Origin of the sequence: Pseudomonas sp. Sample_9 (assembly GCF_004307535.1) — a bacterium.
GTDB lineage: Bacteria > Pseudomonadota > Gammaproteobacteria > Pseudomonadales > Pseudomonadaceae > Aquipseudomonas > Aquipseudomonas mercuritolerans.
On the sequence record NZ_RAZO01000468.1, the window covers coordinates 17,950 to 37,636 of the forward strand.

Below are 19,687 nucleotides of genomic sequence, written 5' to 3' on the forward strand. Positions count from 1 at the left end.
ATGAACAGCACGCTTATCCAGACAGACCGTTTCACCTTGAGTGAAACCGAGCGCTCGGCCATCGAGCACGAGCTGCATCACTACGAAGACCCGCGCGCGGCGTCGATCGAAGCCCTGAAGATTGTGCAGAAGGAACGCGGCTGGGTGCCGGATGGCGCCCTGTACGCGATCGGCGAGATCCTCGGCATTCCGGCCAGCGACGTTGAAGGCGTGGCGACGTTCTACAGCCAGATCTTCCGTCAACCGGTCGGCCGCCACATCATTCGCGTCTGCGACAGCATGGTCTGCTACATCGGCGGCCACGAGTCGGTGGTCAGCGAAATCCAGAACAATCTGGGCATCGGCCTGGGTCAGACCACCGCCGACGGTCGTTTCACCCTGCTGCCCGTCTGCTGCCTCGGCAACTGCGACAAGGCGCCGGCGCTGATGATCGACGACGACACCTTTGGCGACGTGCAGCCTGCTGGCGTGGCCAAACTGCTCGAGGGCTACGTATGACCCTGACATCTTTTGGTCCAGCCAACCGCATCCAGCGTTCGGCCGAGACACACCCGCTGACCTGGCGTCTGCGCGATGACGGCGAAGCCGTGTGGCTCGACGAGTACCAGGCCAAGAACGGTTACGCCGCTGCACGCAAAGCCTTCGCCGAGATGGATCAGGACGCTATCGTCCAGACCGTCAAAGACGCTGGCCTCAAGGGTCGCGGCGGTGCCGGCTTCCCCACTGGCGTGAAGTGGGGCCTGATGCCCAAGGACGAATCCATCAACATCCGCTACCTGCTGTGCAACGCGGATGAAATGGAGCCGAACACCTGGAAAGACCGCATGCTGATGGAGCAACTGCCCCATCTGCTGATCGAAGGCATGCTGATCAGTGCCCGCGCGCTGAAAACCTACCGTGGCTACATCTTCCTGCGCGGCGAATACACCACCGCCGCCAAGCACCTCAACCGTGCCGTGGAAGAAGCCAAAGCGGCTGGCCTGCTGGGCAAGAACATCCTCGGTTCGGGCTTTGATTTCGAACTGTTCGTCCACACCGGCGCCGGGCGTTACATCTGCGGTGAAGAAACCGCACTGATCAACTCCCTCGAAGGCCGCCGCGCCAACCCGCGCTCCAAGCCGCCCTTCCCCGCCGCCGTCGGCGTGTGGGGCAAGCCGACCTGCGTGAACAACGTCGAAACCCTGTGCAACGTGCCGGCGATCATTGCCGACGGCGTTGACTGGTACAAATCGTTGGCCCGCGAAGGTTCCGAAGACATGGGCACCAAGCTCATGGGCTTCTCCGGCAAGGTCAAGAACCCGGGCCTGTGGGAGCTGCCGTTCGGCGTCACCGGTCGCGAGCTGTTCGAAGACTACGCCGGCGGCATGCGCGACGGCTTCAAGCTCAAGGCCTGGCAACCAGGGGGCGCCGGTACCGGTTTCCTTCTGCCTGAGCACCTCGACGCACAAATGTATGCCGGCGGCATCGCCAAGGTCGGCACCCGGATGGGTACCGGTCTGGCGATGGCGGTGGATGACAGCGTCAACATGGTCTCGCTGCTGCGCAACATGGAGCAGTTCTTCGCGCGCGAATCCTGCGGTTTCTGCACCCCGTGCCGCGATGGTCTGCCATGGAGCGTCAAGCTCCTGATGGCCATCGAACAGGGCAAGGGCCAGCCGGGCGACATCGAGACCCTGCTGGGTCTGGTCGGTTTCCTCGGCCCGGGCAAGACCTTCTGTGCTCACGCACCGGGTGCCGTGGAGCCGCTGGGCAGCGCCATCAAATACTTCCGTCCAGAGTTCGAAGCCGGTATCGCGCCTGTCAGCGCCGCCGTCCCGCCTCTGGCAAGGCCGATCGTAGTCGGCGCGTAAACGCTTAAAAAGGCGAAGGGTCCGTGCCCTTCGCCTTTCGTCCGATGACGCCCTTCGGGGCTGTTTGGATTCGGACGCATAACAAGATTCCATTAGCCACGCCCGCTGACACCGGGCCAACGAAGACCTTTGAACCATGGCCACTATCCACGTAGACGGCAAAGCGCTCGAAGTCGACGGGGCAGACAACCTGTTACAGGCATGTCTGTCGCTGGGCCTCGACATTCCATATTTCTGCTGGCACCCCGCGCTTGGTAGCGTCGGGGCCTGCCGCCAGTGCGCGGTCAAGCAGTACACCGACGAGAACGACACCCGTGGTCGCATCGTCATGTCCTGCATGACCCCGGCCACCGACAACACCTGGATCTCCATCGACGATGAAGAATCCAAGGCGTTCCGCGCCAGCGTTGTCGAATGGCTGATGACCAACCACCCGCACGACTGCCCGGTGTGCGAGGAAGGCGGTCACTGCCACCTGCAAGACATGACAGTGATGACCGGCCACAACGAGCGCCGTTATCGCTTCAGCAAACGCACCCACCAGAACCAGCAACTGGGCCCGTTCATTTCCCACGAAATGAACCGCTGCATCGCTTGCTACCGCTGCGTGCGTTTCTACAAGGACTACGCCGGCGGCACCGACCTCGGTGTATTCGGCGCCCACGACAACGTGTACTTCGGTCGTGTTGAGGACGGCACCCTCGAAAGCGAATTCTCCGGCAACCTCACCGAGGTCTGCCCGACCGGTGTGTTCACCGACAAGACTCACTCCGAGCGCTACAACCGCAAGTGGGACATGCAGTTCGCCCCGAGCATCTGCCATGGCTGCTCGAGCGGTTGCAACATCTCCCCGGGCGAGCGTTACGGTGAACTGCGTCGTATCGAAAACCGTTTCAACGGTTCGGTGAACCAGTACTTCCTCTGCGACCGTGGCCGTTTCGGTTATGGCTACGTCAACCGCACCGACCGTCCACGTCAGCCGTTGCTGGCCGATGGCACCAAGCTCAGCCTCGACGCTGCGCTGGACAAAGCCGCCGACCTGCTGCGCGGACGCAACATCGTCGGCATCGGTTCGCCACGCGCCAGCCTTGAAAGCAACTACGCGTTGCGCGAACTGGTCGGTGCCGAGCATTTCTATTCGGGTATCGAAGCCTCCGAGCTGGAGCGCATTCGTCTGGTCCTGCAGGTGCTGAACGACAGCCCGCTGCCAGTGCCGAACATGCGCGACATCGAAGATCACGACGCAATCTTCGTCCTCGGCGAAGACCTGACCCAGACCGCCGCACGTATGGCGCTGGCCCTGCGTCAGTCGGTCAAGGGCAAGGCTGAAGACATGGCCGAAGCCATGCGCGTCCAGCCTTGGCTCGACGCGGCGGTGAAGAACATCGGCCAGCACGCGCTGAACCCGCTGTTCATCGCCAGCCTCGCCGAAACCAAGCTCGACGACGTCGCTGAAGAATGCGTACACGCAGCTCCCGACGATCTGGCGCGCATCGGTTTCGCCGTTGCGCATGCTCTGGATGCCAGTGCCCCGGCCGTTGAAGGTCTGGACACCGAAGCCCTGGAACTGGCGCAGCGCATCGCCGATGCCCTGCTCGCCGCCAAGCGTCCGCTGATCATCGCCGGTACTTCGCTGGGCTCCAAAGCCCTGATCGAAGCTGCCGCGAACATCGCCAAAGCCCTGAAGCTGCGCGAGAAGAACGGTTCGATCAGCCTGATCGTGCCGGAAGCCAACAGCCTCGGTCTGGCCATGCTCGGTGGCGAATCGGTCGACGCCGCGCTGCAAGCGGTCATCGATGGCAAGGCCGACGCTATCGTCGTGCTGGAAAACGATCTGTACACCCGCACCGCCAAAGCCAAGGTCGATGCCGCACTGAACGCCGCGAAAGTGGTGATCGTTGCCGACCATCAGAAAACCGCCACCACTGATCGCGCGCAGCTGGTTCTGCCAGCGGCGAGCTTCGCCGAGGGCGACGGTACGCTGGTCAGCCAGGAAGGCCGCGCCCAGCGCTTCTTCCAGGTTTTCGATCCGCAATACATGGATGCGAGCATTCTGGTGCACGAAGGCTGGCGCTGGCTGCACGCCCTGCGCGCGACCCTGCTGAACCAGCCGATCGACTGGACGCAACTCGACCACGTCACCGCCGCCGTTGCCTCGAGCACCGCGCAACTGGCGCGCATCGTCGATGCTGCACCGTCGGCGGCTTTCCGCATCAAGGGTCTGAAACTGGCCCGTGAGCCGCTGCGTTATTCCGGCCGCACCGCCATGCGCGCCGACATCAGCGTTCACGAACCACGCACCCCGCAAGACCAGGACACCGCGTTCGCCTTCTCCATGGAAGGTTACTCGGGCTCCGCCGAACCGCGTCAGCAGGTGCCATTCGCATGGTCGCCGGGCTGGAACTCGCCACAAGCGTGGAACAAGTTCCAGGACGAAGTCGGTGGTCATCTGCGTGCTGGCGACCCGGGCACCCGCCTGATCGAAAGCACCGGTGATTCGCTGAACTGGTTCGCCGCTGCGCCGCGTGCGTTCAACCCGGCGCCGGGTACCTGGCAAGCCGTGCCGTTCTTCCACCTGTTCGGCAGCGAAGAAAACTCTTCGAAAGCCGCCCCGGTACAGGAACGCATTCCGGCACCTTACGTCGCGCTGGCGAAATCCGAAGCGGATCGCCTCGGCGTCAACGACGGAGCCCTGCTGAGCCTGAACGTGGCCGGTCAGACATTGCGTCTGCCGCTGCGCATCAATGAAGAACTGGGCGCCGGTCTGGTGGCATTGCCTGCGGGCATCGCCGGCATTCCACCGGCATTCGCCGGCGTATCCGTCGACGGTCTGCAGGAGGCAGCGCAATGACCTGGTTCACTCCTGAAGTGATCGATGTGATCCTGGCGGTCATCAAAGCCATCGTGATCCTGCTGGCCGTGGTGGTCGCGGGCGCCTTGCTCAGCTTTGTCGAACGTCGTCTGCTGGGCTGGTGGCAGGACCGTTACGGTCCGAACCGCGTTGGCCCGTTCGGCATGTTCCAGATCGCCGCCGACATGCTGAAGATGTTCTTCAAGGAAGACTGGACCCCGCCGTTTGCCGACAAGGTGATCTTCACCCTGGCGCCGGTGGTGGCCATGTCCGCCCTGCTGATCGCCTTCGCGATCATCCCGATCACCCCGACCTGGGGCGTGGCGGATCTGAACATCGGCCTGCTGTTCTTCTTCGCCATGGCCGGTCTGTCGGTGTACGCGGTGCTGTTCGCCGGCTGGTCGAGCAACAACAAGTTCGCCCTGCTCGGCAGCTTGCGTGCCTCGGCGCAGACCGTGTCCTACGAAGTGTTCATGGGCCTGGCCCTGATGGGCATCGTGGTCCAGGTCGGCTCGTTCAACATGCGCGACATCGTCGAGTACCAGGCGCAGAACCTGTGGTTCATCATTCCGCAGTTCTTCGGCTTCTGTACCTTCTTCATCGCTGGCGTCGCCGTGACTCACCGTCACCCGTTCGACCAGCCGGAAGCGGAACAGGAACTGGCCGACGGTTACCACATTGAATACGCCGGTATGAAATGGGGCATGTTCTTCGTCGGTGAATACATCGGCATCATCCTGATCTCGGCGCTGCTGGTCACCCTGTTCTTCGGTGGCTGGCATGGTCCGTTCGGCATCCTGCCGCAACTGTCCTTCGTCTGGTTCGCACTGAAGACCGCGTTCTTCATCATGCTGTTCATCCTGCTGCGCGCTTCCATCCCGCGTCCGCGTTATGACCAGGTGATGGATTTCAGCTGGAAATTCTGCCTGCCACTGACCCTGATCAATTTGCTGGTGACCGCTGCGGTTGTGTTGATGAACACGCCTGCGGTTGCGGTTCAGTGAGGATTTGACCCATGTTCAAATATATTGGCGACATCGTTAAGGGTACCGGTACCCAGTTGCGCAGCCTGGTCATGGTTTTCGGCCATGGCTTTCGCAAGCGCGACACCCTGCAATACCCCGAGGAGCAGGTCTATCTGCCGCCGCGCTACCGTGGCCGCATCGTCCTGACCCGCGACCCCGATGGCGAAGAGCGCTGCGTGGCCTGCAACCTGTGCGCCGTGGCTTGCCCGGTGGGTTGCATCTCGCTGCAGAAAGCTGAAACCGAAGACGGTCGCTGGTACCCGGACTTCTTCCGGATCAACTTCTCGCGCTGCATTTTCTGCGGTCTCTGCGAGGAAGCCTGCCCGACCACCGCAATCCAGCTGACCCCGGATTTCGAGATGGCCGAGTTCAAACGTCAGGACCTTGTGTACGAGAAAGAAGATCTTTTGATCTCCGGCCCCGGCAAAAACCCTGATTACAACTTCTATCGTGTTGCAGGTATGGCAATCGCTGGCAAGCCGAAAGGCGCTGCGCAGAACGAAGCCGAACCGATCAACGTGAAGAGCTTGCTGCCTTAAGGAAGAACGATGGAATTCGCTTTCTATTTCGCATCAGGTATTGCTGTGGTGTCCACGCTGCGTGTGGTCACCAACACCAACCCTGTGCATGCCCTGCTCTACCTGATCATCTCGTTGATCGCCGTGGCCATGACCTTCTTCGCCCTCGGCGCGCCGTTCGCCGGTGTGCTGGAAGTGATCGCCTACGCCGGCGCCATCATGGTGCTGTTCGTGTTCGTGGTGATGATGCTCAACCTCGGTCCCGCCTCGGTGCAGCAGGAACGCACCTGGCTCAAGCCCGGCATCTGGGCAGGACCGGTGATTCTTGCCGCGCTGCTGCTGGCCGAACTGCTGTATGTGCTGTTCGCTCACCAGAGCGGCCAGGCCATCGGCCACACCACCGTAGACGCGAAAGCCGTGGGCATCAGCCTGTTCGGCCCGTACCTGCTGGTGGTCGAACTCGCCTCGATGCTGCTGCTCGCCGCAGCCGTCACGGCGTTCCATTTGGGCCGTAACGAGGCGAAGGAGTAAGACATGCCTGCTATCCCTCTCGAACATGGATTGGCCGTCGCCGGCATCCTGTTCTGCCTTGGTCTGGTCGGCCTGATGGTCCGCCGCAACATTTTGTTCGTGTTGATGAGTCTGGAAGTGATGATGAACGCCTCTGCCCTGGCCTTCATCGTCGCGGGCGCCCGCTGGGCGCAGCCGGATGGACAGATCATGTTCATCCTGGTGATCAGCCTTGCAGCGGCCGAGGCCAGTATTGGCCTGGCGATCCTGCTGCAACTGTATCGCCGCTTCCACACGCTCGATATCGACGCTGCCAGTGAGATGCGCGGATGAACCTACTCTTTCTGACTTTCGTATTCCCTCTGATCGGGTTCCTGTTGCTGTCGTTCTCGCGCGGCCGCTTCTCGGAAAACCTCTCGGCGCTGATCGGTGTCGGTTCGATCGGCCTGTCGGCTATCGTCACCGCTTACGTGATCTGGCAATTCAACGTCGCACCGCCGGAGGGTGGCGTGTACACCCAGGTGCTGTGGCGCTGGATGTCGGTGGAAGGTTTCCAGCCGAACTTCGCGCTGTATCTGGATGGCCTCTCGGTGACCATGCTCGGTGTGGTCGTCGGCGTCGGCTTCCTGATCCACCTGTTCGCGTCCTGGTACATGCGTGGTGAAGACGGATACTCGCGCTTCTTCTCGTACACCAACCTGTTCATCGCCAGCATGCTGTTCCTGATCCTCGGCGATAACCTGCTGTTCATCTACTTCGGCTGGGAAGGCGTGGGCCTGTGCTCGTACCTGTTGATCGGTTTCTACTACAGCAACCGCAACAACGGTAACGCGGCACTCAAGGCGTTCATCGTCACCCGCATCGGCGACGTGTTCATGGCCATCGGCCTGTTCATCCTGTTCCAGCAACTGGGCACGCTGAACGTCCAGGAATTGCTGGTGCGTGCGCCGGAGCACTTCAAGGTCGGCGACTTCTGGATCGTTCTGGCAACCCTGATGCTGCTCGGCGGTGCTGTCGGTAAATCGGCGCAACTGCCGCTGCAAACCTGGCTCGCGGATGCGATGGCCGGCCCTACCCCGGTTTCGGCACTGATCCACGCCGCGACCATGGTCACCGCCGGTGTCTACCTGATCGCCCGTACCCACGGTCTGTTTGCCTTGGCGCCGGACATCCTGCACCTCGTCGGCATCGTCGGTGGCGTGACCCTGGTGCTGGCCGGTTTTGCCGCGCTGGTGCAGACCGACATCAAACGTATCCTCGCCTACTCGACCATGAGCCAGATCGGCTACATGTTCCTGGCGCTGGGCGTTGGTGCCTGGGAAGGCGCGATCTTCCACCTGATGACCCACGCCTTCTTCAAGGCCCTGCTGTTCCTTGCTTCCGGTGCGGTGATCGTTGCCTGCCACCACGAGCAGAACATCTTCAAGATGGGCGGTCTGTGGAAGAAACTGCCACTGGCCTACGCCAGCTTCATCGTCGGTGGTGCTGCGCTGGCCGCTCTGCCACTGGTCACCGCAGGCTTCTACTCCAAGGACGAAATCCTCTGGGAAGCGTTCGCCAGCGGCAACCAGGGTCTGCTTTACGCAGGTCTGGTCGGTGCGTTCATGACGTCGCTGTACACCTTCCGCCTGATCTTCATCGCGTTCCACGGTGAAGCCAAGACCGAAGCCCACGCCGGCCACGGCATTGCCCATTGGCTGCCTCTGTCGGTACTGATCGTGCTGTCGACTTTCGTCGGCGCGATGATCGTGCCGCCGCTGCACGGCGTACTGCCGCAAAGCGTTGGCCATGCCGGTGGCGAAGCCAAGCACAGTCTGGAAATCGCCTCGGGCGCCATCGCCCTGGCCGGTATCCTGCTGGCAGCGCTGCTGTTCCTCGGCAAGCGTCGCTTCGTCACGGCGATCGCCAACAGCGGCATCGGCCGTTTCCTTTCGGCCTGGTGGTTCGCTGCCTGGGGCTTCGACTGGATCTACGACAAACTGTTCGTCAAGCCGTACCTTGCGATCTGCCATGTACTGCGCAAAGACCCGCTCGACCAGACCATCGGTCTGATCCCGCGTATGGCCAAGGGTGGTCACACTGCCCTGAGCCGCACCGAGACCGGTCAACTGCGTTGGTACGCCGCCTCGATGGCTGCTGGTGCCGTGCTGGTGATCGGCGCCATCGTGCTGGTAGCGGTCTGATATGAACCTTGCGAATTTGCGAAAGGAAACGAGCCCGTCATGATTCTGCCTTGGCTAATCCTGATCCCCTTCATCGGCGGCCTGCTGTGCTGGATGGGTGAGCGCTTCGGCGCTACCCTCCCGCGCTGGATTGCGCTGTTGACCATGACCCTGGAACTCGCGCTCGGCCTCTGGCTGTGGGCCCACGGTGACTATTCATTCGCACCGGCGCCGGGCGCCGATCCGACCTGGGCGCTTGAGTTCAAGCATGTCTGGATCCAGCGTTTCGGCATCAACGTGCACCTGGCCCTCGACGGCCTGTCGCTGTTGATGATCCTGCTGACCGGCCTGCTGGGTATCCTCTCGGTACTCTGCTCGTGGAAAGAAATCCAACGTCACGTTGGCTTCTTCCACCTGAACCTGATGTGGATCCTGGGCGGTGTGGTCGGCGTGTTCCTCGCCCTCGACCTGTTCATGTTCTTCTTCTTCTGGGAAATGATGCTGGTGCCGATGTACTTCCTCATCGCGCTCTGGGGTCACAGTTCTTCGGACGGCAAGAAAACCCGGATCTACGCGGCGACCAAGTTCTTCATCTTCACTCAGGCGTCCGGCCTGATCATGCTGGTGGCGATCCTCGGTCTGGTGCTGGTCAACTTCAACAACACCGGCGTGATCACCTTCAACTACGCCGACCTGTTGAAAACCAAGATGTCGATGACCACCGAGTACATTCTGATGCTCGGCTTCTTCATCGCTTTCGCGGTCAAGCTGCCCGTCGTACCGTTCCACTCCTGGCTGCCTGATGCTCACGCCCAGGCGCCGACTGCCGGTTCCGTCGACCTCGCCGGTATCCTGCTGAAAACCGCGGCCTACGGTCTGCTGCGTTTCGCCCTGCCGCTGTTCCCGAACGCTTCGGCCGAGTTCGCGCCGATCGCCATGACCCTGGGTCTGATCGGGATCTTCTACGGCGCGTTCCTGGCGTTCGCACAAACCGACATCAAGCGTCTGATTGCCTTCTCTTCCGTTTCCCACATGGGCTTCGTGTTGATCGGCATCTACTCCGGCAGCCAACTGGCGCTGCAAGGTGCAGTGATCCAGATGCTGGCGCACGGTCTGTCGGCAGCGGCACTGTTTATCCTCAGCGGTCAGTTGTACGAGCGTCTGCACACTCGGGACATGCGTGAGATGGGCGGTCTGTGGTCGCGTATCGCTTACCTGCCGGCCATCAGCCTGTTCTTCGCTGCGGCGTCGCTGGGCTTGCCGGGTACCGGTAACTTTGTCGGCGAGTTCCTGATCCTGATCGGCTCCTTCGCCAGCGCTCCATGGGTCACGGCGATTGCCACGTCCGGTCTGGTGTTCGGTTCGGTCTACTCGCTGATCATGATCCACCGTGCCTACTTCGGCCCGTCGAAATCCGACGCGGTGTTGCACGGCATGGATGCGCGCGAACTGATCATGGTGCTCGGTCTGGCGGTGCTGCTGATTTACCTCGGCGTCTACCCGCAACCGTTCCTCGACACCTCTGCCGCCACCATGCATGGCGTGCAGCAGTGGCTCGGCACCGCCTTCTCTCAACTCGCTTCGGCCCGGTAAGAGCGCTATGGAATTCACGATTCAACACTTTATTGCGCTTGCGCCACTGTTGATCACCAGCCTCACCATTATCGTGGTGATGCTGGCAATCGCCTGGCGCCGCAACCACTCGCAGACCTTCCTGATTTCGGTGGCGGGTCTGAACCTGGCCCTGCTTTCGATCCTGCCTGCGTTGAAAGTCGCGCCTCTGGCCGTGACCCCGTTGCTGCAGATCGATGCCTTCGCCTGCCTGTACATGGCGATGATCCTGGTCGCCACCCTCGCCTGCGTCACCCTTGCCCACGCCTATCTCGGTGATGGCGGTTCGGGTTACCCGGGCAACCGCGAAGAACTGTACCTGCTGATCCTGATGGCCGCCGCCGGTGGTCTGGTGTTGGTCAGCGCGCAGCACCTGGCCGGGTTGTTCATCGGTCTGGAACTGCTCTCGGTACCGGTCTACGGTCTGGTGGCTTACGCCTTCTTCAACAAGCGTTCGCTGGAAGCCGGCATCAAATACATGGTGCTGTCGGCTGCCGGTTCCGCGTTCCTGCTGTTCGGTATGGCGCTGCTCTACGCCGACGCCGGTTCGCTGAGCTTCGTCGGCATCGGTCAGGCCCTGGCCGCGACCGGCCTGCCAAGCCCGCTGGCGCAACTGGGCCTGGGCATGATGCTGATCGGTCTGGCGTTCAAGCTGTCGCTGGTACCGTTTCACCTGTGGACGCCGGACGTCTACGAAGGTGCACCGGCACCGGTGGCGGCGTTCCTCGCTACCGCTTCGAAGGTCGCAGTGTTTGCGGTGATGGTGCGTCTGTTCCAGCTCTCCCCTGCTGCCAGCAGTGGTGTGCTCAGCGACGTGCTGAGCGTGATCGCGGTCGCCTCGATCCTGTTCGGTAACCTGCTGGCCCTGACCCAGAGCAACCTCAAGCGTCTGCTCGGTTACTCGTCGATTGCGCACTTCGGCTATCTGCTGATCGCGCTGGTGGCGAGCAAGGGTCTGGCGGTGGAAGCCATCGGCGTCTATCTGGTGACTTATGTCATCACCAGCCTCGGCGCGTTCGGCGTGATCACCCTGATGTCGTCGCCGTACAACGGCCGCGACGCTGACGCCCTGTACGAGTACCGCGGCCTGTTCTGGCGCCGTCCGTACCTGACCGCCGTGCTGACCGTGATGATGCTGTCCCTGGCCGGCATCCCGCTGACCGCCGGCTTCATCGGCAAGTTCTACATCATCGCCACCGGTGTCGAGTCGCATCAATGGTGGCTGGTCGGTTCCCTGGTACTGGGCAGCGCCATCGGCGTCTTCTACTACCTGCGCGTGATGGTCACCCTGTACCTGATCGAGCCTAACCTGCGTCGCCACGACGCCCAGCTGCACTGGGAACAGAAGGCAGGCGGCGTGATGCTGCTGGCCATCGCCCTGGTCGCATTCTTCCTGGGCGTGTACCCGCAGCCATTGCTGGTGCTGGTACAGCAGGCGGGTCTGGCGGGCTGATTGCTCGGCTGATCTGGCTGGAAATGGAAACGGCACCTTCGGGTGCCGTTTTTTGTTTGTAGCAGAAGTCGATATCGCCGGAGTTTGTGCAAGCGTCATCGCGGGCAAGCCCGCTCCCACAGGTGTGTGTGTCGCTCATAGCATCCGGGTGCATCGCACACCCTGCAGGAGTGAGCCTGCTCGCGATGGCGTCCTACAAGTCGATGGATATGCTAACCGACCCACCGCTTTCGCGAGCAGGCTCGCTCACACAGGGATCTCGGGTGCCACCAATTTTGAGTAGCACCGCTCCAATGTGCGAGCGAGCCTGCTCGCGAAAGCGGCAGATCAGGCAGCAAAAAAAACGGCACCTTCCGGTGCCGTTCGCTTCTCACATTTCCAACATCATTTGCGCGCATCCGCCCAGGATTTCAGCAGTTCGCTATAGCTCACGGTTTCGCCCTTCGGCTTCTCGTTGGCCAGTTTCGGCTTCGGTGCGCCCGGCTGATCGAACCAGTATTGCGCATCGCGCTCAGGGTTCATCTTCGGCGCGCAAGTGGCCTGGGCCTTGGAGCGTTCGAGGCGTTCCATGATGCGGTCCTGATCCTTGGCCAGGCCATCGAGCGCTTGTTGCGGTGTTTTCTCGCCGCTGGCGGCTTCGGCGATATGGCTCCACCACAGCTGAGCGAGACGTGGATAGTCGGGCACGTTGGTACCGGTCGGCGACCATTGCACGCGGGCCGGGCTGCGATAGAACTCGACCAGACCACCGAGTTTCGGCGCCAGATCGGTCATGGCCTGCGAGTTGATGTCCGACTCGCGAATAGGGGTCAGACCGACGATGGTTTTCTTCAGCGAAACGGTTTTCGACGTGACGAACTGCGCGTACAGCCACGCCGCGAGTTTCTGTTTCTCAGGCGTGGATTTCATGAACGTCCACGACCCCACATCCTGATAGCCGAGCTTCATGCCCTCTTCCCAATACGGACCTTTAGGCGACGGCGCCATGCGCCATTTCGGCGTGCCGTCGGCGTTGACCACCGGCAGGCCGGGTTTGGTCATGTCGGCGGTAAACGCGGTGTACCAGAAGATCTGCTGGGCGATGTTGCCCTGCGATGGCACCGGGCCGGACTCGGAGAAGGTCATGCCGGCCGCTTCCGGTGGCGCGTATTTCTTCAGCCAGTCGACATATTTGGTGGTGGCAAACACGGCCGCCGGGCCGTTGGTGTCGCCGCCACGGGTCACGCTTGAACCAACCGGATGACAGTCCTCGACGCGGATGCCCCACTCGTCCACCGGCAAGCCGTTGGGCAGTCCCTTGTCGCCGCCACCGGCCATGGAGAACCAGGCATCGGTGAAGCGCCAGCCCAGCGACGGGTCTTTCTTGCCGTAATCCATGTGGCCGTAGACGCGTTTGCCGTCAATTTCCTTGACGTCTTCGCTGAAGAATTTGGCGATGTCTTCATAGGCCGACCAGTTCACCGGCACGCCTAATTCGTAGCCGTACTTTTCCTTGAACTTGGCTTTCAGATCGGCGCGCTCGAACCAGTCAGCGCGGAACCAGTACAGGTTGGCGAACTGCTGGTCGGGCAGTTGATAGATTTTGCCGTCCGGCGCGGTGGTGAAAGAGATGCCGATGAAGTCCTTGATGTCGAGGGTTGGCGAAGTGAAATTCTTGCCCTCATTGGCCATCAGGTCGGTGATCGATTCGGTCTTGCCGTAGCGAAAGTGCGTACCGATCAGGTCGGAGTCGTTGACCCAGCCGTCGTAGATGTTCTTGTCAGACTGCATCACCGTCTGCATTTTCTCGACCACGTCGCCTTCCTGCAGCAGGTCGTGGGTGAGTTTGATCCCGGTGATTTCGCTGAAGGCCTTGGCCAGCACCTTGGACTCGTATTCGTGGGTGGTCAGGGTTTCGGAAACGACCTTGATGTCCATGCCACGAAACGGCTCGGCGGCCTTGATGAACCACTTCAGTTCTTCGAGCTGCTGTTCGGCCGTCAGGGTCGAGGGCTTGAACTCGCTGCCGATCCATTTTTTTGCAGCATCTTCGTAGGCGTCGGCCCAGGCAGATGCGCTCAAACCGCTGAGTGCCAGCATGGCTGCCAATGAAATGCTATGTCGCAGCTTATTGTTTTTATCGAACATAGAGACCTCCTGTTTAAGTTGTGGAGCCGCGTTGCCGAACGATTCGACTAGCCCCAACGCATCACAGCCAACAGCCACACCAGGGACAACGCGGACGCTACCCAGATGCTCCAGTCGGTGACGCCGATTACCAGCAAATGCAGGTAGGCGCTGCCGAGAAGACCGATAAACAAGCGATCGCCACGGGTGGTGGCAATCGGCAGAAACCCGCGCCGCAGAATGCTCGGCGAGCGCAATTCCCAGGTGGTCATGCCCACCAGAATCAGACCGATGCCGATGAAGAACGCGGCGGTCGGTGTCGTCCAGCTCATCCATTCCATCATCAGCTCCTCAGACTCGACCGAGGGCAAAGCCCTTGGCCACGTGGTTGCGTACAAACCAGATCACCAGCATGCCCGGCAGGATGGTCAACACCCCCGCCGCTGCCAGCACGCCCCAATCGATCCCCGACGCCGACACCGTGCGCGTCATCACTGCCGCAATCGGCTTGGCGTTGACCGAAGTCAGCGTGCGCGCCAGCAGCAGCTCGACCCAGGAAAACATGAAGCAGAAAAACGCCGTGACACCGATACCGGAACCGATCAACGGGATGAAAATCTTCACGAAGAACTTGGGGAAACTGTAGCCGTCGATGTAGGCCGTTTCATCGATCTCCTTGGGCACGCCGGACATGAAGCCTTCAAGAATCCACACCGCCAGCGGCACGTTGAACAGGCAGTGCGCCAGGGCCACGGCGATGTGCGTGTCGAACAGGCCGATCGACGAATACAACTGAAAGAACGGCAGCAAGAACACCGCCGGCGGCGCCATGCGATTGGTCAGCAGCCAAAAGAACAGATGCTTGTCGCCGAGGAAACGATAGCGTGAAAACGCGTAAGCCGCCGGTAACGCCACGCTCAGGGAAATCACCGTGTTGAGGCTGACGTAATACAGCGAGTTCAAGTAGCCGGTGTACCAGCTCGGATCAGTGAAGATCACCTTGTAGTTCGCCAGCGTGAATTCCTGTGGGAAAAGCGTCAGGCCGCCGAGGATTTCGGTGTTGCTCTTGAACGACATGTTCAGCAGCCAGTAGATCGGCACCAGCAGGAACAGGATGTAGACCAGCAACGGAATAAGCTTTTTCTTGCTCATGGCCGGGCCTCAGCGGTTGGCGTCGGAGTGCGTCATGGCGGTATAGAACAGCCACGACACCAACAGGATGATCAGGAAGTACACCAGCGAAAACGCCGCTGCCGGACCGAGGTCGAATTGCCCTACAGCCATCTGCGTCAACGTCTGACTGAGGAAGGTCGTGGCATTGCCCGGCCCGCCGCCGGTGAGCACGAACGGCTCGGTGTAGATCATGAAACTGTCCATGAAGCGCAGCATCACCGCGATCAGCAGCACGCTTTTCAGCTTGGGCAACTGAATGTGGCGGAACACCGCCCACGCCGAGGCGCGATCGATGCGCGCGGCCTGGTAATAGACGTCGGGAATCGCCCGCAGGCCGGAGAAACACAACAGCGCGACCAGCGAAGTCCAGTGCCAGACGTCCATCACCAGCACCGTCACCCAGGCGTCCATGGTGTTGGCCGCGTAGTTGTAGCTGATGCCCATCGCGTTGAGGCTGGAACCGAGCAGGCCGATGTCGGCGCGGCCGAAGATCTGCCAGATGGTGCCGACCACGTTCCACGGAATCAGCAGCGGAATCGCCAGAATGATCAGCACCACCGAAGACCAGCGGCCCTTGGTCGGCATGGTCAACGCGACGGCGATGCCCAGCGGGATTTCGATCAGCAGCACGCAGGCTGAATAGATGAACTGGCGCAGCAGCGAGTCGTGCAGACGCGGATCGAGCAGCACTTGCTTGTACCAGTCGGCACCGACGAAGTAGCGGCTGGACTGGTCGAAGATGTCCTGCACCGAATAGTTGACCACGGTCATCATCGGGATCACCGCACTGAACGCCACCAGCAGGAACACCGGCAGCACCAGCCACCAGGCCTTGTTGTTCTGCACTTTGTTCATGGCTGCACCTCCTCGTCGCTGACTTCCAGGAGAAATTCGTCGGCATAGACCATCAGCCATTGCGCCGGAAAACTGATGTAAGCCGTGCCCTGAGGCACCGGTTTGTCTTCGGCCAGACGCACCTTCAACGGCGCGCCGTCGAGGTTGAGAGTCATGATCTTGTAGGTGCCGAGGTCTTCGACGTGTACGACTTTGGCCTGCATGGCGTCGTCAAACGGCTCGTCCCACACATGAATGAATTCGGGGCGGATGCCGACCTTGAGATTTTTCCACTGGCCGTGTTCGATATGGCGCTGCAAGGCGTCGGATAACGGCAGGTGCGTCGAGGCGAAACCGACGCCACCGGGCTGCGGCTGCACCTCGATCAGATTCATCCCCGGGCTGCCGATGAAATAGCCGACAAAGGTGTGGCTGGGTCGCTCGAACAATTCCCGTGGCGTACCGAACTGGACGATCTGGCCGCCGTACATCACCGCGATCTTGTCAGCGAAGGTCGAGGCTTCGAGCTGATCGTGGGTGACGTAGACCATGGTGATGTTGAACTGCTCATGGATCTGCTTGAGCTTGCGCCGCAGTTTCCACTTCAAGTGCGGGTCGATCACCGTCAGCGGCTCATCGAAGAGGATCGCCGAGACGTCGTCGCGCACCAGCCCACGGCCCATGGAAACTTTCTGTTTTTCGTCGGCGGTGAGATTGCGCGCCTTCTTGCTCAGCAGGTTCTGCAGGTCGAGCACTTCGGCAATTTCCTGCACCTTGCTGTGCACTTTCGCCTCGGCCATGCCCTGATTTCGCAGCGGGAAGGCGAGGTTGTCGAACACCGTCATGGTGTCGTAGACCACCGGAAACTGGAAAACCTGGGCGATGTTGCGCTTCTCCGGGGTCAGGTCGTTGACCGCTTTGCCGTCAAACAACACGTGGCCCTGGGACGGGCTGAGCAGGCCGGAAATGATGTTGAGCAAGGTCGACTTGCCGCAACCGGACGGGCCGAGCAAGGCGTAGGCGCCGCCCTGCTCCCAGACGTGATCCATCTCGCGGATCGCGTAATCCTCCGCGCCACTGGGGGTTTTGCTGTAGCTGTGGGCGAGGTGCTGCAAACGGATTTCGGCCATCAGGCAACCCTCGCGACACGCCGGCCCGGTGCTTGCACCAGACGGCCCTGCGCATCGAAAACGAACAGTTTGTGGGTCGGGATATAGATGCGGATCGGCGCATCGACGTCGTATTCGTGAACCCCCGGCAAGTGCAGCACCAGCAGGAAATGCTCGTTGCGCACATGCAGGAAGGTTTCCGAACCGCTGATTTCGGCGACCTCGACGGTCACCGCCAGTTCGAGGTCGTCATCGTTGCTCGGCACCAGCGAGATATGGCTGGGGCGCACGCCGAAGCGGAACTCGCCCTCGCCTACCGGGCGCAGATCGACGTTCAACGGGAAGTGCACAAAATTGGCGAAGCTGACTTCGTTGCCGGCGATGCGTCCGGGCATCAGGTTGATCGGTGGTTCGGAGAACAATTCCGCCGCCAACACGGTTTGCGGCTGGTGATAGACCTCGGTCGACGGCCCGCTCTGGATCACCCGGCCTTCGTGCAGGATGGTGGTGGTGCCGCCGAGGGCCAGCGCTTCGTTGGGTTCGGTGGTGGCGTAGATGGCGATGGTGTGGCGGGCCTTGAACAGCTCGCGCATTTCCTGACGCAGCTCTTCGCGCAGCTTGTAGTCGAGGTTGACCAGCGGCTCGTCGAAGAGGATCAGTTCAGCATCCTTGACCAGCGCGCGGGCCATGGCCGTGCGCTGCTGCTGCCCACCGGAGAGCTCCAGCGGATAACGCTGCAAGAACTTCTCGATGCGCAGCATGCGTGCGGTTTCCTGCACCTTGCTGTGGATGATCTCTTTCGAGATGCCGGCCTGACGCAGTGGCGAGGCGATGTTTTCGAACACGGTCATGGTCGGGTAATTGATGAACTGCTGATAGACCATCGACACGTTGCGCAGCCGCACCGGGCGCTGGGTGACATCGACGCCGTTCATCAGCACGCGGCCGTTGTCGGGCTTGTCGAGGCCGGCCATCAGACGCATGAGGCTGGTCTTGCCGGACAGGGTGCGCCCGAGCAGAACGTTGAAGGATCCGGGTTCGAATTTCAGGCACGCATCGTCGATCCAGATCTGGCCCTCGACGGTACGACTGACGTGCTCCAGGGTGAGTGACATGGCTCGGCCTTTGTTATTTTTGGAGTCAAGCGACCGGAGCAACAGAGCGACATTCGTGCCAGAAATGGCAAGTGGTTGATTTGTCTTGAGAAGCAGTGTTTCCGGGGGCAAGCGGCGTTCACAGCTGAACACTTTTGAACAGTCGGGGTGATTGACAATGAACAATAGTGAACAACACTCTATGCACGCTTTTGCCGACCTTGAATGCGATAGAGATCCCCTGTGGGAGCGAGCCTGCTCGCGAAAGCGGTGTGTCATTCAATGAATCCATTGACTGAACCGAAGCTTTCGCGAGCAGGCTCGCTCCCACAGGGGGATTTGTGTAGTTTTGAAGATCGGGTTCATAACAATAATAAAATCGCTGCACTCAGAGGCTCGCCCCATGGCCGCACCTGCTTCGCCGCTGTCCCACGACGCGATCGTCCAGACCTCCTGGCAACGTTGCCGCGCGTTCGGTCTCGACCATCAGAGCGCCCCGGCTTTCGATCAACTGCCCGCCGCCGGCATTGCGCGGTTGCTCGACAGCCATCATTCGCTGGTGCAGACCACGCATCAGGAAGTGCTGCCCTACTACGAAAACATCCTCAGCAACTCGAACTGCCTGATCATGCTCGCCGACAATCAGGGCCAGGTGCTGACCTCGTGGGGCACGCAGCGCTTTATCGAGCCGAATCTGGCCCGGGGCTTTCAGGCCGGGGCGAGCTGGATGGAGCGCAGCAGCGGCACCAACGCGATCGGCACCGCACTGGCCTGTGAGCAGGCGGTGCACATCGAACACGACGAACACTTTCTCAAGGCCAACCGCTTCATGACCGGCTCCGCCGCGCCGATTTTCGACGCCGAGCGCAAGGTCATCGCCGTGCTGGATGTGTCCAGCGACAGCTACCTGCCGCCCTCGCACACCCTGGGCATGGTCAAGATGATGAGCCAGACCGTGGAGAACCGGCTGATCCTCAACCTGTTCCACGGCCAGCATTTTCAACTGACCTTCAACACCGGGTTGAACAACCTCGACAGCCAGTGGGCCGGGTTGTTGATCTTCGATGAGAGCGGCCAAGTGCTCTCGGCCAATCGCCGCGCCGACAATCTGCTCGGTGTGCGTCTGTCGCGGGTGAGTGTCGAAAGCCTGTTCAAAGTGTCATTGCTGGAGTTGATCAATCAACCCGAGGGCTTGCCGTTTGCCTTGCAGACTTCGGGGCGCAACCGCTTCCAGTGCTTGCTGAAACGGCCGAAACAGACGCCGGTGCAGGCGCGGGTATTTGTCGCCGAGGACAAGCCTGCGCCAGCCAGCGCGATCAGCCTCAATACCCTGCACTTCGGCGACAGTCGCGTGGAAAAAGCCGTGCGCCAGGCCGAGCGCTTGCTGGAGA

Annotated in this window: 17 protein-coding genes; 11 read left to right on the forward strand and 6 right to left on the reverse strand. The window is 61.1% G+C overall.

Going from position 1 to position 19,687, the window contains the following annotated elements:
* The 10 genes from nuoE to nuoN all read left to right on the forward strand — a co-directional run bounded on the left by nuoE (window position 1) and on the right by nuoN (window position 11,980).
* Window positions 1–498 (forward strand): NADH-quinone oxidoreductase subunit NuoE, encoded by a 498-nt coding sequence (nuoE, locus tag D6877_RS26880; RefSeq protein WP_003223804.1) that lies wholly within the window; start codon window positions 1–3, stop codon window positions 496–498.
* On the forward strand, window positions 495–1,850 hold the full coding sequence (gene nuoF, locus D6877_RS26885) for an NADH-quinone oxidoreductase subunit NuoF (RefSeq protein ID WP_024013417.1): 1,356 nt from the start codon (window positions 495–497) through the stop codon (window positions 1,848–1,850). Before nuoE ends, nuoF begins: the two co-directional genes overlap by 4 nt.
* A 136-nt stretch (window positions 1,851–1,986) precedes the next feature.
* Window positions 1,987–4,701 (forward strand): NADH-quinone oxidoreductase subunit NuoG, encoded by a 2,715-nt coding sequence (gene nuoG, locus D6877_RS26890; protein WP_130912659.1) that lies wholly within the window; start codon window positions 1,987–1,989, stop codon window positions 4,699–4,701.
* A complete protein-coding gene (nuoH, locus tag D6877_RS26895; RefSeq protein ID WP_130912660.1) occupies window positions 4,698–5,705 on the forward strand; it encodes an NADH-quinone oxidoreductase subunit NuoH in 1,008 nt (335 codons plus the stop codon). Before nuoG ends, nuoH begins: the two co-directional genes overlap by 4 nt.
* Window positions 5,706–5,716: 11 nt before the next feature.
* A complete protein-coding gene (gene nuoI / locus D6877_RS26900) occupies window positions 5,717–6,265 on the forward strand; it encodes an NADH-quinone oxidoreductase subunit NuoI (protein WP_016775283.1) in 549 nt (182 codons plus the stop codon).
* A gap of 9 nt (window positions 6,266–6,274) precedes the next feature.
* Window positions 6,275–6,775: an NADH-quinone oxidoreductase subunit J gene (gene nuoJ / locus D6877_RS26905; RefSeq protein WP_007951462.1), complete on the forward strand. Its 501-nt coding sequence runs from the start codon at window positions 6,275–6,277 to the stop codon at window positions 6,773–6,775.
* Between the two features lie 3 nt (window positions 6,776–6,778).
* Window positions 6,779–7,087, forward strand: a complete 309-nt coding sequence (gene nuoK / locus D6877_RS26910) for an NADH-quinone oxidoreductase subunit NuoK (protein WP_003180046.1) — start codon at window positions 6,779–6,781, stop codon at window positions 7,085–7,087.
* Window positions 7,084–8,937, forward strand: a complete 1,854-nt coding sequence (gene nuoL, locus D6877_RS26915) for an NADH-quinone oxidoreductase subunit L (RefSeq protein ID WP_130912661.1) — start codon at window positions 7,084–7,086, stop codon at window positions 8,935–8,937. Before nuoK ends, nuoL begins: the two co-directional genes overlap by 4 nt.
* A gap of 39 nt (window positions 8,938–8,976) precedes the next feature.
* Window positions 8,977–10,509 (forward strand): NADH-quinone oxidoreductase subunit M, encoded by a 1,533-nt coding sequence (gene nuoM, locus D6877_RS26920; RefSeq protein WP_016775285.1) that lies wholly within the window; start codon window positions 8,977–8,979, stop codon window positions 10,507–10,509.
* 7 nt (window positions 10,510–10,516) lie between these two features.
* Window positions 10,517–11,980 carry an NADH-quinone oxidoreductase subunit NuoN gene (nuoN, locus tag D6877_RS26925; RefSeq protein WP_130912662.1) on the forward strand — a complete coding sequence of 488 codons (1,464 nt, stop codon included), beginning with the start codon at window positions 10,517–10,519 and terminating at the stop codon, window positions 11,978–11,980.
* A gap of 384 nt (window positions 11,981–12,364) precedes the next feature.
* Here nuoN and D6877_RS26930 read toward each other — a convergent pair whose 3' ends face one another.
* From D6877_RS26930 to D6877_RS26955, 6 genes are read right to left on the reverse strand one after another with little or no spacing between them, the layout of a single operon-like run.
* Window positions 12,365–14,107 (reverse strand): ABC transporter substrate-binding protein, encoded by a 1,743-nt coding sequence (locus D6877_RS26930; RefSeq protein ID WP_016775286.1) that lies wholly within the window; start codon window positions 14,105–14,107, stop codon window positions 12,365–12,367.
* A gap of 47 nt (window positions 14,108–14,154) precedes the next feature.
* On the reverse strand, window positions 14,155–14,427 hold the full coding sequence (locus D6877_RS26935) for a DUF2160 domain-containing protein (RefSeq protein WP_038861868.1): 273 nt from the start codon (window positions 14,425–14,427) through the stop codon (window positions 14,155–14,157).
* A gap of 10 nt (window positions 14,428–14,437) precedes the next feature.
* On the reverse strand, window positions 14,438–15,238 hold the full coding sequence (locus D6877_RS26940; RefSeq protein WP_073471306.1) for a carbohydrate ABC transporter permease: 801 nt from the start codon (window positions 15,236–15,238) through the stop codon (window positions 14,438–14,440).
* 9 nt (window positions 15,239–15,247) lie between these two features.
* The gene (locus tag D6877_RS26945; RefSeq protein WP_007912484.1) at window positions 15,248–16,114 is read right to left on the reverse strand and encodes a sugar ABC transporter permease; all 867 of its coding nucleotides are present in this window, start codon (window positions 16,112–16,114) and stop codon (window positions 15,248–15,250) included.
* The gene (locus D6877_RS26950; protein ID WP_041477087.1) at window positions 16,111–17,223 is read right to left on the reverse strand and encodes an ABC transporter ATP-binding protein; all 1,113 of its coding nucleotides are present in this window, start codon (window positions 17,221–17,223) and stop codon (window positions 16,111–16,113) included. Before D6877_RS26950 ends, D6877_RS26945 begins: the two co-directional genes overlap by 4 nt.
* A complete protein-coding gene (locus tag D6877_RS26955; protein ID WP_130912663.1) occupies window positions 17,223–18,317 on the reverse strand; it encodes an ABC transporter ATP-binding protein in 1,095 nt (364 codons plus the stop codon). The genes D6877_RS26950 and D6877_RS26955 overlap by 1 nt, the downstream gene beginning before the upstream one ends.
* Window positions 18,318–18,699: 382 nt before the next feature.
* Here D6877_RS26955 and D6877_RS26965 point away from each other — a divergent pair.
* Window positions 18,700–19,687 (forward strand): GAF domain-containing protein (locus D6877_RS26965; RefSeq protein WP_130912664.1); only part of this gene is annotated, 988 nt, incomplete at its 3' end.